At 48.1% G+C, this 13,679-nt stretch carries 11 protein-coding genes; 6 read left to right on the plus strand and 5 right to left on the minus strand.

The features are described 5' to 3' along the window. Positions 1-62: 62 nt before the first annotated feature. The gene (locus tag ASG93_RS09990) at positions 63-878 is read right to left on the minus strand and encodes a hypothetical protein (RefSeq protein ID WP_063891834.1); all 816 of its coding nucleotides are present in this window, start codon (positions 876-878) and stop codon (positions 63-65) included. Between the two features lie 152 nt (positions 879-1,030). Next, positions 1,031-2,662, minus strand: coding sequence for a stalk domain-containing protein (locus ASG93_RS34045; protein WP_235550806.1), 1,632 nt, complete (start codon positions 2,660-2,662; stop codon positions 1,031-1,033). A gap of 146 nt (positions 2,663-2,808) precedes the next feature. Here ASG93_RS34045 and ASG93_RS10000 point away from each other — a divergent pair, with 146 nt between their 5' ends. The 5 genes from ASG93_RS10000 to ASG93_RS10025 all read left to right on the plus strand — a co-directional run bounded on the left by ASG93_RS10000 (position 2,809) and on the right by ASG93_RS10025 (position 7,957). Continuing rightward, positions 2,809-3,753, plus strand: coding sequence for a helix-turn-helix transcriptional regulator (locus ASG93_RS10000; RefSeq protein ID WP_063891835.1), 945 nt, complete (start codon positions 2,809-2,811; stop codon positions 3,751-3,753). Positions 3,754-3,908: 155 nt separating this feature from the next. Beyond that, positions 3,909-4,409, plus strand: a complete 501-nt coding sequence (locus tag ASG93_RS10005; RefSeq protein ID WP_056831384.1) for a DinB family protein — start codon at positions 3,909-3,911, stop codon at positions 4,407-4,409. Positions 4,410-4,916: 507 nt separating this feature from the next. Beyond that, entirely contained in the window at positions 4,917-5,768 is an 852-nt protein-coding gene (locus tag ASG93_RS10015; RefSeq protein WP_056831388.1) for an SDR family oxidoreductase, read from the plus strand. Between the two features lie 113 nt (positions 5,769-5,881). Continuing rightward, positions 5,882-6,619: a DUF421 domain-containing protein gene (locus tag ASG93_RS10020; protein ID WP_056831390.1), complete on the plus strand. Its 738-nt coding sequence runs from the start codon at positions 5,882-5,884 to the stop codon at positions 6,617-6,619. A gap of 231 nt (positions 6,620-6,850) precedes the next feature. Beyond that, a complete protein-coding gene (locus tag ASG93_RS10025) occupies positions 6,851-7,957 on the plus strand; it encodes an ATP-binding protein (RefSeq protein WP_235550800.1) in 1,107 nt (368 codons plus the stop codon). On the opposite strand, the gene aroA is transcribed toward ASG93_RS10025, so the two are convergent. Next, entirely contained in the window at positions 7,954-9,309 is a 1,356-nt protein-coding gene (aroA, locus tag ASG93_RS10030; RefSeq protein ID WP_235550801.1) for a 3-phosphoshikimate 1-carboxyvinyltransferase, read from the minus strand. The two genes, ASG93_RS10025 and aroA, sit on opposite strands and share 4 nt — an antisense overlap. A 109-nt stretch (positions 9,310-9,418) precedes the next feature. Between aroA and ASG93_RS10035 the strand changes: the two genes are divergently transcribed. After that, positions 9,419-10,300 carry a LysR family transcriptional regulator gene (locus ASG93_RS10035; protein WP_056831392.1) on the plus strand — a complete coding sequence of 294 codons (882 nt, stop codon included), beginning with the start codon at positions 9,419-9,421 and terminating at the stop codon, positions 10,298-10,300. Positions 10,301-10,384: 84 nt separating this feature from the next. Here the strand turns inward: ASG93_RS10035 and ASG93_RS10040 are convergent, their stop codons facing one another. Then, positions 10,385-10,972, minus strand: coding sequence for a TVP38/TMEM64 family protein (locus ASG93_RS10040; RefSeq protein ID WP_056831394.1), 588 nt, complete (start codon positions 10,970-10,972; stop codon positions 10,385-10,387). 920 nt (positions 10,973-11,892) lie between these two features. Further along, entirely contained in the window at positions 11,893-13,662 is a 1,770-nt protein-coding gene (locus ASG93_RS10045; RefSeq protein ID WP_056831397.1) for a glycerol-3-phosphate dehydrogenase/oxidase, read from the minus strand. Positions 13,663-13,679: the final 17 nt, after the last annotated feature.

Genomic DNA, 13,679 nt, shown 5'->3' on the forward strand with positions numbered 1-13,679 from the left:
GATTTCATAGCAAGACCGCCACATCATGGAGCCATTGCACTCCGTGAGATGGCGGTCTTTTTTTAACGTAACTTGACTGGCAGCATTTTGACAATCGAGGAGTCTTTTAAAATCCATTTCCCTTTTTGCCATTTCCAAACGGAGATGACGTATCCAAGTGTATCTGCATTCGCAATACCGGTGATTCGCTGAACACCCTTCAGCTCACAGTACCCATCTCGATCTACATCCATCGGCTTCAGAGCGCCATAACCATGAACATCCACAATAATAGGCTTCACTACCCTGCCATTTTTGTACACACCGAATTTCTCGTAATCGTCCTTACGGTCTTTGATATCAAATTTGAAAGACTTCCCTGTCTCTTCCAGTTTCATCTTTACCACATAATTTTTCTTGAAGGTGGCCTTAACATGAAGTGGACTAGGCAGCGGGATTGCAGTCGGAACATTATTTTTCATTGAGTAAATATAGTAGTTGGATAGCCCCCCGCTGCCCCCTGTTTCGGCGGATACATAGATTTGAGGCAGCTTGTCCTGAATAAAATCACAGAAATCCATCTGCGGGTTATATCCACCCTCAAGCGGGATGACAACGTGGGTCTGAGCCGGTCCTATAACGGTAATGAATAGCTTACTATAGTACGGACTGCTTACATCCGACTTCATCCCTATCAGAGATACCGTATCCGGTTTGCCGTCACCAGTGACATCAATCTCACGCGTTTGTATAAGCTCGCCTTGCTCTACAGTTTGCGGCGGCGGTGTTGGCGGCAGCTCTTCTGCGGACACAAGTCCTCCTCTCCACAAGGATGAGCTGCTTAATAGTAAACTAATCACTGCTGTGTGTAGGGCGATTTTAACGCTTTTTCTAAACATGTCATCCGACTCCTAATGTAGGGATCTTTGAGCGTAGCTCAAAGTTTCTCCGCTTTGAGATTTGAATTCGGCTTATTATTTCAAAATTTCCCATCGGGTATGCGGAATGACTCTAAACTGGCTTGAGAGGTCGGATTCTTTCATTAAATGAATTATTTTTCGTGAAATGACATGCTTTCAAGCAGCTTAACGAAATCTTGTATGGAACTTTTATAGGTTTCCTCATAGGAGGAGTTCCTAATCGTGTAAAAATGAGAGTCTGTCATAAAAACAAGGAGAGTATCTATCCGCTTATCCCAGTCGCTGTTGTTCACATAAGTCAGTTGTAAGGCATCATGTCCAAATAATTTGGTCTGTTTTTCTTCGAGGGTAGTATCGCTAGTTATTGTTGCTTTCTTTTTAACACGTTCCACATACTGAGCCAAATTCAGACTTTTCGTTTCGTCTTTCTGGGGCTCCGCTGAAATAAACAACATGGTATAGTTGAAATATTTGATAGCCAACTGAATATTCGCAGCATCTTCCAAACTCGCAAATTTCTGGACGCTTTCATCCACCTCGGCTTCGACTTTATTTTGACCGGCCATTTGTCTCCATAAGCCATAAGCGGTGAAATGGAACTTCGTGTCATGGGTCATATATTCGTTCTTGCTGTATATGATAGCGGTTCGGCTTGCTTGTTCCCATTCTACCTTTGCCTCGACTGACTCCGAGATAAAACGGAGCGGCACAAACGTATTCCCCTCTCTGATTGTCGGAGCAACAGACAGCGTTATGGATTTGCCATTTACTTTAGCAATGGGGTTATCAATCTGCAGCTCTATTTGTACGTCTTGCTTTCGTCCCGTGACTGTCCGAGTCTGCTCATCCCACGCAATTTCTAATCCTAACTGATTGAAAATGGGCCTGAATGGAACCAATGTTGTAGAGTTTGCAATAAAGGGTGGTACACTGAAGGAAACCGTATTCGCGTCCAAAATGACACGAATATCACTCTTATTGGCCTTACTTGGTGCATCATTCGGTACTTCGCTTGGTGCTTCAATCTTGGTGAATTCTATCTTTACGCCTTTCTTTTTAAGTAATTGGAAAACAGAACTTGCTTGCTCATCCAATGGATTGTCTTCAATATGCACATCCTTCAAATTGGGCAGCTGGAGCAGGGCATCTACATTGTGAATACGATTGTTTCCGATATACAAGGTTTCCAACGAAGGCACCTGGATTAATGGGGATAAATCCCCGACTTGATTTCCACTCAGATCCAACCACCGCAGCGGTAGTCCGCTTAATGCGCTAATATCCGTAATCCGATTATTACTGATAAGAAGATCCGTTAGTTTTTTTAAATTAGACAACGGCCCTAAACTCTCAATTTGATTCCCGCTAAGCACTAGACGCGCTATGTTGGTATCGTTGCGGAGCGGCTCAATACTTATGATTTGGTTTCCATTTAAAGCAAGGAAGCTAAGCTTGGTTAGGTTTTGAAGCGGCTCTAGTCCTTTAATTCCTTGCTGAGGGAGGAAAAGACTTGTCAGATTTGCAGCATACTGCAGCCCTTCGAGACTGTTAACTTTTTGCGATGGGTCTTTTGGATATAGAGATTTTAATCTCAATAAATCATCTTTTTCTAACGGTTTCTGAAGAAGGGTCAGCTCCATTCGAATGGCTGTCTCTAGATTTGCGTCTGAAATAAGTGACTCTTTCCCCTTTATAACTCCAGGAGCAATACATACAAGGGACATTGTTAATAGGATCGATACAAGAGTAATGAAAGCTTTCATCAAGTGGGACACGTCCTTCATGTTAGATTTTACCAAACCCCATTATAGTAGCTTTCTTGTCGGTTTTGTACAACTTTTTTGTGGAGGAATTACTCTTCCTGAATCGAATTTTATACATATACATAATAGGTTATGAGGTGCTCTACTTGAAAATTGATCGTCTGCTTGCCATTACCATGCTGCTTCTGAACCGAAGAAGAATCAGCGCTAAAGAGCTTTCGGAGCGTTTTGAGGTGTCGCTGCGTACCGTTTATCGCGATGTTGAGGCTATTAATCAAGCTGGTATACCTGTTGTTTCCTATGCTGGGATGAGCGGCGGCTATGAGATTATGGACGAATATCGGCTGGATCGCCAATTTCTGTCCCTCGATGAGCTGCAATCTATTATTGTCGGCCTCAAAGGAATCCGCGCTACCGTCGGCGACCAAGAGATCAGCAACCTTCTTGATAAAGTCGGCGCTCTCGTGGCGAAATCGGAACAGAACACCATAGCTAATCTAAACAATCAACTTATTATTGATATGAATCCTTGGCGCGGCAGCAATCAGGACAAAGAAAAGCTGAGTACCCTCCGCACTTCAATCAAGGAATCCAAGTTGATCTCCTTTCAATATATTACTTCTCAAAGCGAGGAGTCAGTGCGAACCGTAGAACCTATGGGCATAGTGGTCAAAGGCTTTGGCTGGTACTTATACGGCTATTGCCTGCTGCGTCAAGATTTCCGCGTCTTCCGCTTATCTCGTATGAAAGAGATTGAAGTGCTCCAGAGAACCTTTGAACGAAAAGAAGGAACCTTGGAAAAGCTGGATCATAACTGGGGAAAAAAAGACCCTTCCACGCTCATCAAACTCGTGCTGCATGCGCAGCCGAACGTTCGCGCTCAAGTAGAGGATTATTTCCGTCCTGAGCAAGTTACCGTTCAAGCTGACGGCACTTTGATGATTACCGCCACTCAACCGGATGAATCGTGGCTTCATGGCATGCTTCTTAGCTACGGTCCTAACCTGCGTATTCTCGAGCCGGCCCATATTGCAGCCATCATCAAAGATAAAGCTGAGAAAATTGTTCAACTCTACGCAAAAGAACACTGACAGGACCTTGTCAGTGTTCTTTATTTATAATGAAGTTATGAAGTAGGCGCAACCAATAAAATTAATGCTTACGATGCCAGTTTTTCTGGCGAAAAACTCAAGCTTATGCTTACGGTGCCAGTTTTTCTGGCGAAAAACTCTGAGGAGGCTCACCCATGTTCAGAACAATCGATGATTTTGTAAATGAATGGAACAATGAAGCAAAAGCTACCCAACGTGCGCTCGATACTTTGACAGACGCTTCACTTAAACAGCAAATTGCTCCCGACTTCCGCTCGTTAGGACAATTAGGTTGGCATATCGCAACTACTATTCATGAGATGACCTCACGTATGGGTATCAAATTCGATGCGCCCGAGGGTGAAGAACTCGCGCCAGCGTCCGCCAAGACCATTGCCGACACTTACCGCTCCTCCTCAGCCGGACTAGCCGAAGCTATCCAGGCTCAGTGGACAGATGCTAAGCTTGCTGAGAGCACTAACATGTATGGTGAGCAGTGGCTCAATGGTTTGACATTGCGCATTCTCATTTCGCACGAAATTCACCATCGTGGTGAAATGTTCGTCTTGATGCGCCAAGCCGGACTGCGAGTTCCGGACGTTTACGGTCCGACTCGCGAGGATTGGTTGGAGCGCGGCATGCAGCCGTTGGTGTGAGTTTAAAGTAGATGAATGTAGTTGAAATCGTTGAGAACGAGCTTGTTTGTGGAAAAGTTTGATTGAAAATGAAAGAGCTTGAAAGAGATGAAAGAGCACATCCTTGTGCTCTTTTTGGCTTTTTAGGGATTATATTTTTGGCTGTCCCCAAAACCTCTGCTCCACTTTGTGAATTCGAAACCTCAGTGTACTTCCATTGGATCAAATCCAATGGAAGTAGGAATTTAACAGCCGGGATGCCCTTTCTATTGGAATATTTCCAATGGAATGGCACTTTTTGAAGCATGAGAGTCGATTCCATTGTATTCTCTACAATGAAATTTCCTAAAACTCCAATTTTACTCAATAAATCGTAATTTCCATTGTATACTTTACAACAGAGGCTCCTGCAACTTCTATCTCTCGGATACCACTGTCACTGTATATGTTACAACAGAATTTGATGATAACCCACCAGACACACGAGGCTTGACGCTATAAGCTATACCAACCAAAGGAGGCGAACCTATGCAAAATCAAACCGTCATCGTAACGGGCGCTAACTCAGGAATGGGCCTGGCCACCACCGTGGCGCTAGCCAGCCAAGGCGCCACCGTCATCATGCTGTGCCACAGCCGCCAAAGAGGCGAGCAGGCACTGATCGAGGCACGGAAGCAGAGCGGCTCGGAGCGAATCGAGCTTATGCTGTGCGACCTCGGCTCCCTTGCGAGCATCCGCTCTTTGGCCGCGGAGTTCCACGCCAAGCACATTGTGCTGGATGTGCTTGTAAACAACGCGGGCGTCGTCACCATGAAGCGGCAGACTACAGCAGACGGCTTCGAGGCGATGATGGGCATCAACCATCTCGGCCATTTCCTGCTGACCAATCTGCTGCTGGACGCCATCATCCGCTCCCCGCAGGGGCGGATCGTGAACGTCTCCTCCGGCGCCCATAAAATCGGGCGCATTGATCTAACGAACCCTCACCTCACGCGAGGGTATCGGGTCTGGAGCGGATACGCCCAGTCGAAGCTGGCGAATATCCTGTTTACCCGCGAGCTTGCGAAGCGGCTCGCTGGTACTTCCGCCACGGCCAACTCGCTGCACCCCGGGGCCGTGGGCACGAATCTCGGTGTCGATCGTGACACCGGATTCGGCAAGGCCGTGCATAGGGTGCTGCGGCCGTTCTTCTTGACGCCGGCGCAAGGAGCCGAGACGGCGGTGTATTTGGCCACGAGCCCGGACGTACGGGCGGTCAGCGGCGAGTACTACTACAGGCGGAAGATCGCGCCTGTCTCAGCCAGAGCCCAAGACGAAGAGTTAGCTCGTCAGTTTTGGACTTGGAGCGAACGCCAAGTAGGATTAACTGCAACAAATTAGTAGGAGTTGGCCGCCCTAGAATCCCTTTACTCCCATCTTCCACCATGGATAAAAATTGGAAGATGAGGAAACATTATTCGGGCATTTACCTCATTTTCGGAGTGTGACGTGAATTGGACTTTTTTCGCAGCCAAGAATCTTTAACCACGATCCAATGGATTTTGCGCGCTGTTGCAGCCTATTTCTTCTTATTAATCACGGCCAAAGCTATGGGGCAGCGCTCTATCTCCCAATTGCGTTTTCTGGATTTCATTATTGCTCTCATTCTAGGAAATATTATTGCCCATCCGCTCTCGGATGAGCATTCAGGTTTAGTCGGCTCCATGATCACCACGATAGTCCTCGTAGTCCTATATACGACAACCTCCTGGCTAAGTCTAAAATGGAATTTCCTTAAGCATTATTTAGACCCGCCGCCTCTCAGGTTAATTAAAAATGGACAGATTCAAATGAAAAGTTTGCGCAAAGCCAAAATTTCGATAGATCACCTATTCTCAGAGCTGCGCAAACAGCAGATTGAGGACATAGCCAACGTCGCACTTGCGCTGTGGGAGCCGGGAGGAATCATTTCCGTGTTCCTTGAGCCTCCGTATCAACCTGTCACCGCTAAAGATATGAACATACCAACATCGTCGTTCTCTCTCGTGAAGCCAATCATTGTTGAAGGTTCCAGCGACGATAAATTGCTTGCTCAGCTAGGCAAAGACCACGCATGGCTGGAAGCTCAGATTCAAGCCGCACATCTCGATATGAAGGATGTTGAATTAGCTACCATAGATGATCAAGATCAAATACGTATATACACCGATTTAGACGACAATGAAAAAGACGAGCAAACGCTGTCCCGATAGCGTCTGTTCGTCTTTTGGCTTTTAAATGAGATAGCGTTGGATCTGTACTCGCAGTTCGTTTGAAATTTCTCTTAACGCAGCGGCATTCCCGAAGCTTCATTCACGGTTTCCGTTTATTTCCGCATTATTTTATCCCTAAATTTAGAATTTACGGCTATGCGATTACCACGATTTATGTTATTATTTAATTACGTATTTACGTAAAATAATAATTTAGATGAGGTGATCCTTTTGACCACAACACGGGATTATGGCACTGAGCTAGATGCATTGCAGGCACAGATGAATGATCTTCAGCAGCTTATCAGACAATTGATTCCTAACCAAGATGAGAATATTAAAATGTTTACTGAGAAAAAGAATTCAGCAACAGCTGGTCTCGGGAGTATCTTTTACTCCGGGCAATACCGGGGAGATCTGGCTAGTTACCGGTGGGAACCACAAGAAAAGCACGTCAGTCAGTTAATCCAATTGGACGGCGATAAAGCAGCCAAAATCTTGGGAGCCCTTGCTCATAAGCAGCGACTGGATATTTTAAGAGCCGTCTTACAAGAACCACTTACCGGACCGGACCTGGTGGAACGCCTGAACATGGGGACAACGGGCCAGCTCTATCATCATATCAAGGCATTAGTAGGAGCGGATCTTCTTGTTCAAGAAGAAAGAGGCGGCAAGTATACAATTCCAGGTCCGCGTGCACTTCCACTTTTATTGCTGCTGGCGGCGGCTTCAGATCTAATGGATACAAGTAATTATTTAGCTATGACAGAGGCAAGAACGAATGTGCATGCTTACTTGGGCGGAGCACAAGACGTTTATGATCCACACTTGCTGCTGTGGGCTGTTGTTGAGAATTGCATTTTGGAGCATCTTCATGGCACTTGCAGCGAGATTAGCCTCTTTTTGCATGCGGATGGCAGCATCACAGTCGCAGACAATGGACGCGGCATCCCCGTTCAAGCGCTTCCTGGCAGTGAACACCCACGTGTTCAAACTGTTCTTACAGACATGAGCCGCCTCAGTGCAAGTGCTACTTTTCTAGCACCCGGCAGCGAAAAAGGTATCGGCATGCCCGTTGTCAACGCGCTATCACTTAAGCTTTCCGTTGAAATCAGGCGTGACGGCCGAGTGTTCCAACAGCACTATAAGCATGGGATTCCGCAAAGCGAGCTCCAAGCCGTAGGTGTTACCAAGGAAACTGGAACGAGTGTTACCTTCCTGCCGGATCAAGATATTTTTAGCAATTCATTTGAACTAAACACACTTGAGAAACAAGCCGAGGATTTAGCCCTTTTGTATCCGAAGCTGAATATTCATGTATGGAATGATCCTGCTTAAATAACTTCCACCCCGACACCCAGCTTTCGCCAACGTTCAAAAAAGTCTGGGCAAGTTTTCGAAACACAACCCGGATCCGCAATCCTGATGCCATCCGCCCTTGCGCCGATCAGTGAAAGCGCCATCGCCATTCGATGGTCGTCGTGGGGGTCGAGCAGCGCGGGTTGTGGCTTCCCTGGGTACACAGTTAGCCCGTCCGCATACTCCTTCACCTGAATGCCAAGCTTCCCAAGCTCCTCACACATCGCCGCAATGCGGTCGCACTCGTGATGCCTGATGTGCGCAGCATCCGTCAGTGTAATAGGACCATCCGCGAAGGGGGCCAGCGCAGCTATCGTAAGCGTCTGGTCCGACCAACGCTGCATACTTACTGTGAAGCCGCCTTTAAGACGGTTTGTACCCTGAACTTCAATGTAATGTTCTCCATGCGTCACCGAACAGCCCATTTTCTCCAAAACAGACAATAGCTCTATATCCGGTTGCCGTGTCTGTGCGGAAATACCCTCAATACGTACACGTCCATTCGTCAGGGCAGCGAGTGCCCAGAAGTAACCGCAAGTGGATACATCAGGTTCCAGCATGAATGTACGTGCCTCATAAACACTCGGCCGAATCGTAATCGCTTGCCCATCCTCATGAACCTCCGGCCTCACACCGAATGCCCACATCATATCCAATGTCATCTCGACGTAGTCACGCTGCACAATTTGATCTGCGATCCGAATGATAAGAGTTTCTTTGGCATATGGAGCTGCGAGCAGCAATCCACTAATAAACTGACTGGAAACCGCACCGGAAACCGTTACTTCACCCCCGTTTAGACCGTCCGCATGCAGCGTCAGCGGTACACATCCGGGTTTGCCCTTATATCGAATATCCGCCCCCAAACTGGATAGTGCATCCAATAAAGGCGCAAGAGGTCTCTCTGCCATACGCTTACTGCCATCAAGTGTCCACTCCCCATGACTCACGGCAAGCGCCCCCGGTAAAAAACGTGCAACCGTACCAGCAGCTCCCACGTACAAGTCCGCTTTCGTGACTGACCAGTGCCCTTCATTTCCTGTGATCGTAACCGTATCTCCATCCATCTCAATTTCAATTCCCAGCTCTCCGAGCGCTTTCATGCACCAATAGGAATCATCACTTTGTAAAACCCCCTGCAAACGTGTAGTCCCCTTCGCTAGTGCAGCAATAAGCAGTGCGCGATTGGTGAAGCTTTTGCTGCCCGGTATCGAAATAGTCGCATCTACCGCTCCATGAAGCGGCGACAGCCGTACCTCCTGCCCTTCCATATGTTGTGACCATGGAGATCTAGCTCTCCGATCCGGCTCGTGCATCGTTGTTTCCTGCATCTGATCCACCCTCTCCGATTGTGCATATCCTGTAAGCCAATTATAATGGGAGAAACAGACATAGATGAAATCACCAAATAAGCACCTTCCCATAAAGGAGCTCTATATCATGATCCATTTAGAATGGTACCGAATCTTCCTGCACGCCGCCAAAGCGGGCAATTTAACCAAAGCAGCCGGGGAGCTTTACATTACCCAACCATCCGTCAGCTATGCGATTAAACAAATGGAACAAGCTTTATCCATGAAGCTTTTTCATCGGCAATCCAAGGGTGTGGAGCTAACAACAGAGGGGAAGCAATTACTGCTTTATGTGGAGCAATCTTTTGCGCTTTTGGAGGCTGGGGAGAAAAAAATGTCCGCACTCAAGCACCTCACAGGAGGCGAGCTTCGTGTCGGAGCGAGTGATTCGTTATTCAAGCACTTCTTATTCCCTTATTTGGATACCTATCATAAACAATATCCTGATGTCCGCATCCGGCTTTCTCACGGTAAAACATCCGAGATTACAGCTCGAGTCAAAGAGGGCAGCATCGATTTCGGGCTTATTCATTTGCCAACTGCCGATGATCCTCATCTCGATGTCCACACGATTATGACCCTCCAAGACTGCTTCGTGGGTGGTGAAGCCTACCGCGATCAAGCTGGCCACCCGCTTTCCGCGCAGGATATCAGCCAATTCCCCTTACTGCTCCTATCTCCCGGAAGCAGTACTAGGCGCTTTATTGAGCAATGGTTTGCTGCCCAAGATGTCGCTATTGAAGCGGATATTGAGCTCGGCAGCATTGATCTGCTTATCGAATTTGCAAAACTCGGCTTCGGCGTTGCCTTCGTCCCTCGGTCTTATGTCGTTAAAGAATTGGCTGAAGGGACACTGCATGAGCTGAAGCCTGCCAAAGCCATTCCTGCCCGCAGCATCGGAATTACGACCCGTCGAGATATGACCGCGTCTGTTGCGGCGGCTAAATTTCTTGTGATGCTTTCTTTTTAAAACTGCTTAAACTACTAAAATATAAACCGAGATGCAGATGATACGTACACAGATACAGATACAGATACAACACGTACATTTAATCTACATAAAACGCTTCTCGATTTTTTTGCTAATCACAAGGGATACTGCAATAAATATGGCCACATAGATCAACTCATACGGATTCTCAATGAATCGCTTAGGATCGTGTCCAATGAAGCTTACGGACAGCACCATGACGGCTTTTCCCGCCGCAACCGCAACCAAAAAAGAACGAAACCTCATGCCGACCAGCCCGGCAGCCATATTAATCACAACAAAAGGTCCTATCGGAAAAAGACTGAGTATAAACACATAGTTGAAGGCCTGACGACGCGCCCAGAGGAGACTTTTTTGGACCTTGGGCTTTTGTGCCCAGCGCTCTAGATAAGGATGGCCGGCTACTTTTTTGACAATCGCAAAAGTCACCAAACATCCGCAAACAATACCTATCCAAGAGTAAAGAAAGCCGAGCCATAGCCCATATACAGCCGCATTTACACTAATAATGACAAGTGTAGGAAGCGGCGGAATGAACGATTTCATAAAAGGCAGAAGAAGACCGGGCAGTGGGCCAAGCGAACGATACTTGTCCAAGATCATCGCCAAATTTTCTTCCGTTAGGTAGGACAAAAGTTCTGTTATTCCCATAAGTATGCACACCTACTCGCTTAACATTTAGTTGGAGATTAGGATAAATTTCGAATTAACTAAAATAAACGGCTACGCCGTCCTACTAGGACGAGTGCGTTTGTCAAAAAATATAGCCGGCTTATTGTATGAACATATAAAATCTTATATTTCAAGGATAAACGACTCCGTCGTCCTTCTGAGACGAGTGCGTTTGTCAAGACTGATGACGCGAAGTGTAATAAAACTTATACTTTCTGCCCTGAAAATTAAAAATTTTCATTCATCAGTGGTGCCGCAACGCGGCATGGAAGTCTTATCTACTAAAAAAAGAACCTCCATAGGCATAATAGCACATGGAGGTTCTTGGTTGCTTATTTTTAAGTGGAAATCACTAAGTTGACACATGAGGGATTTCGGCTTGTGGATGCTTAAGCAAAAACTAATGTATGTTTGGTGGCATTCACTGGCTAACCATCGTGCAGTTTTATTCAGTATAACAGTACATCCTCGGCTGAAACTACCTCAGGTTACTAAAGTTTTATTTCGTGCAGCAATACTTCCACATCTTCCCTGCCATGGCCTACAAAGTTGCTTTCATTAGCATTCATTACAATAAACGCCCTTTCCCCTACCTTGGCCTACAAAGTTGTATTTCGTACAACAGTTTCAGCTGAAAACACGCGTTTCCTCCGAGATACGGCCAAATTGTTGTATTTTTTGCAATAATGCACCTAATTCGGCCAGAATTGCTCCAAATTATTATACAAAGTGCAACAATACTCATCCATATCTATAGTGGGCATGGACTGACTCGTGCAGCAGCAATAATTACTGGCGGGAAATGTAGCCGCGGCGCATATAGTAGGAACGGTTAGGACAGTCGGGACTGCTATAGCAGGAACGGCAGGAACGCTGAAACATCTAGAGCCGCTGGAGCTTTACGCCTCCAGCGGGTTCACCGCTTCATGGAGCAGCTGCTCCAGCTCAGCGGTGTAGGCCGCCGTTTGTGCTTCGTCCCAGCCGAAGCGCTCAGCCATGAAGGCGATCGCAAGCGCCTTCCACTGCTTTGCCCACGCGATGTCGAAGAAGAGGGCGCCTGTGCGGCGGATGAAGAAATCCGCTGGCTTCACGACCATCTCGCGCTCGATTGCGTACACGAGCGCAGCGAGCACAGCGGCGGGCATGCCCCGTTGCGCCGCCTCTGCCCGGTGCTGCTCCAGCAGCTCGAATACGGCATCCACGTTGGAGCCGTACCTGCGCGCGAGCAGCGCTGCCTCTGCCTCGGTCAGCCCCAGCCGCAGGCCTTGGCTGACCTTGCCCCGCAAGAACGGCGCCAGCTTCGCGGAGCCGCCCACATCGCCGCCGGAGATCGGCAGCGTCCGGGTGCGGCTCGCCGGCAGCGCCGCCGAGACCTTGCCCTCCGCCAGCAGCATGGAGGCGATCTTGTCCACGACCGACTCAGCCATTTTGCGGTAGCCGGTCAGCTTGCCCCCGGCCATCGAAATGAGGCCGGAATCCGACACGAAGATTTCATCGCGCCGCGAAATCTCAGAAGGATCTTTGCCCTCTTGATGGATCAGAGGGCGCAGCCCGGTCCAGCTCGATTCGACGTCAGCCTCCGTCAACCCGAGGGACGGAAACATCTCATTCGCGGCGCGCAGCACATAGGCGCGATCCGCTTCCGTAATACGGGGATTCGCGATATCCCCTTTGTAATTCGTGTCCGTCGTCCCGATGTAGGTTTTGCCGTCCCGCGGGATGGCAAACACCATCCGCCCGTCCGGCGTATCAAAATAAATCGCCTGCCGCAGCGGGAACTTGCTCTGATCGAACACCAGATGCACCCCTTTGGTCAGGTGCAACGTCTTGCCATGCTTGGAGCGATCCATCTCGCGCAGCGTATCGACCCAAGGCCCAGCCGCATTAACAATCTTACTTGCGTACAGCGAGTATGATTTCTTCTCAGACGTTGTTCCAGACGTTGTTCCAGACGTTGTTCCAGATGTCTCGCCAGACACCCCACCACCAGCCATCTGGTCTACCACACGCACACCAACCAGCTTGCCATTCTCCACCAGCAGCTCTTCCACCTTAGCGTAATTCACGGCCAAAGCACCAAGCTCGACAGCCTTTTTCATGACCTCAATGGTTAAACGCGCATCATCTGTTCGGTATTCCACATAGTAGCCGCCGCCTTTGAGATCCTTCTTCTTCAAAAGAGGCTCATGAGTGAGGGTTTCCTCTGGGCGGAACATCTTGCGGCGCTCCGATCTTTTGACACCTGCCAAGAAATCATAAACCCGCAGCCCCAGCGAGGTAGACAGCTTCCCGAACGTGCCCCCTTTATAGAAAGGCAGCAGCATCCATTCCGGCGTCGTCACATGCGGCCCATTTTCATACACAATCGCACGCTCTTTACCGACCTCAGCAACAACCTTCACCTCCAGCTGTTTGAGATAGCGCAGCCCGCCATGAACCAGCTTAGTCGAACGGCTTGACGTCCCAGCGGCGAAATCCTGCATATCAATCAACGCGGTGCGAAGCCCTCTGCTTTGTGCATCGAGCGCAATGCCCGCTCCTGTAATCCCCCCGCCAATTACGATAAGATCAAGCTTTTGCTCCGACATGGCTTGCAGCATTTCTGTTCTTTTCAACGCATTAAACTCCTGTTGCCCTATTCCATTGGTTTGCTTATGTTCCTTCGTCATCTCATTCTCTCCCTTGC

Origin of the sequence: Paenibacillus sp. Soil787 (genome assembly GCF_001429545.1) — a bacterium.
In the GTDB taxonomy this organism is placed as follows: Bacteria; Bacillota; Bacilli; order Paenibacillales; family NBRC-103111; genus Paenibacillus_E.

Bases quoted from the DNA above. Each gene is read 5' to 3' on its own strand.
- ASG93_RS09990 (WP_063891834.1), bottom strand. From the start codon at position 878: ATGTTTAGAAAAAGCGTTAAAATCGCCCTACACACAGCAGTGATTAGT.
- ASG93_RS34045 (WP_235550806.1), bottom strand. From the start codon at position 2,662: ATGAAAGCTTTCATTACTCTTGTATCGATCCTATTAACAATGTCCCTT.
- ASG93_RS10005 (WP_056831384.1), top strand. From the start codon at position 3,909: ATGTTCAGAACAATCGATGATTTTGTAAATGAATGGAACAATGAAGCA.
- ASG93_RS10015 (WP_056831388.1), top strand. From the start codon at position 4,917: ATGCAAAATCAAACCGTCATCGTAACGGGCGCTAACTCAGGAATGGGC.
- aroA (WP_235550801.1), bottom strand. From the start codon at position 9,309: ATGCAGGAAACAACGATGCACGAGCCGGATCGGAGAGCTAGATCTCCA.
- ASG93_RS10035 (WP_056831392.1), top strand. From the start codon at position 9,419: ATGATCCATTTAGAATGGTACCGAATCTTCCTGCACGCCGCCAAAGCG.
- ASG93_RS10040 (WP_056831394.1), bottom strand. From the start codon at position 10,972: ATGGGAATAACAGAACTTTTGTCCTACCTAACGGAAGAAAATTTGGCG.
- ASG93_RS10045 (WP_056831397.1), bottom strand. From the start codon at position 13,662: ATGACGAAGGAACATAAGCAAACCAATGGAATAGGGCAACAGGAGTTT.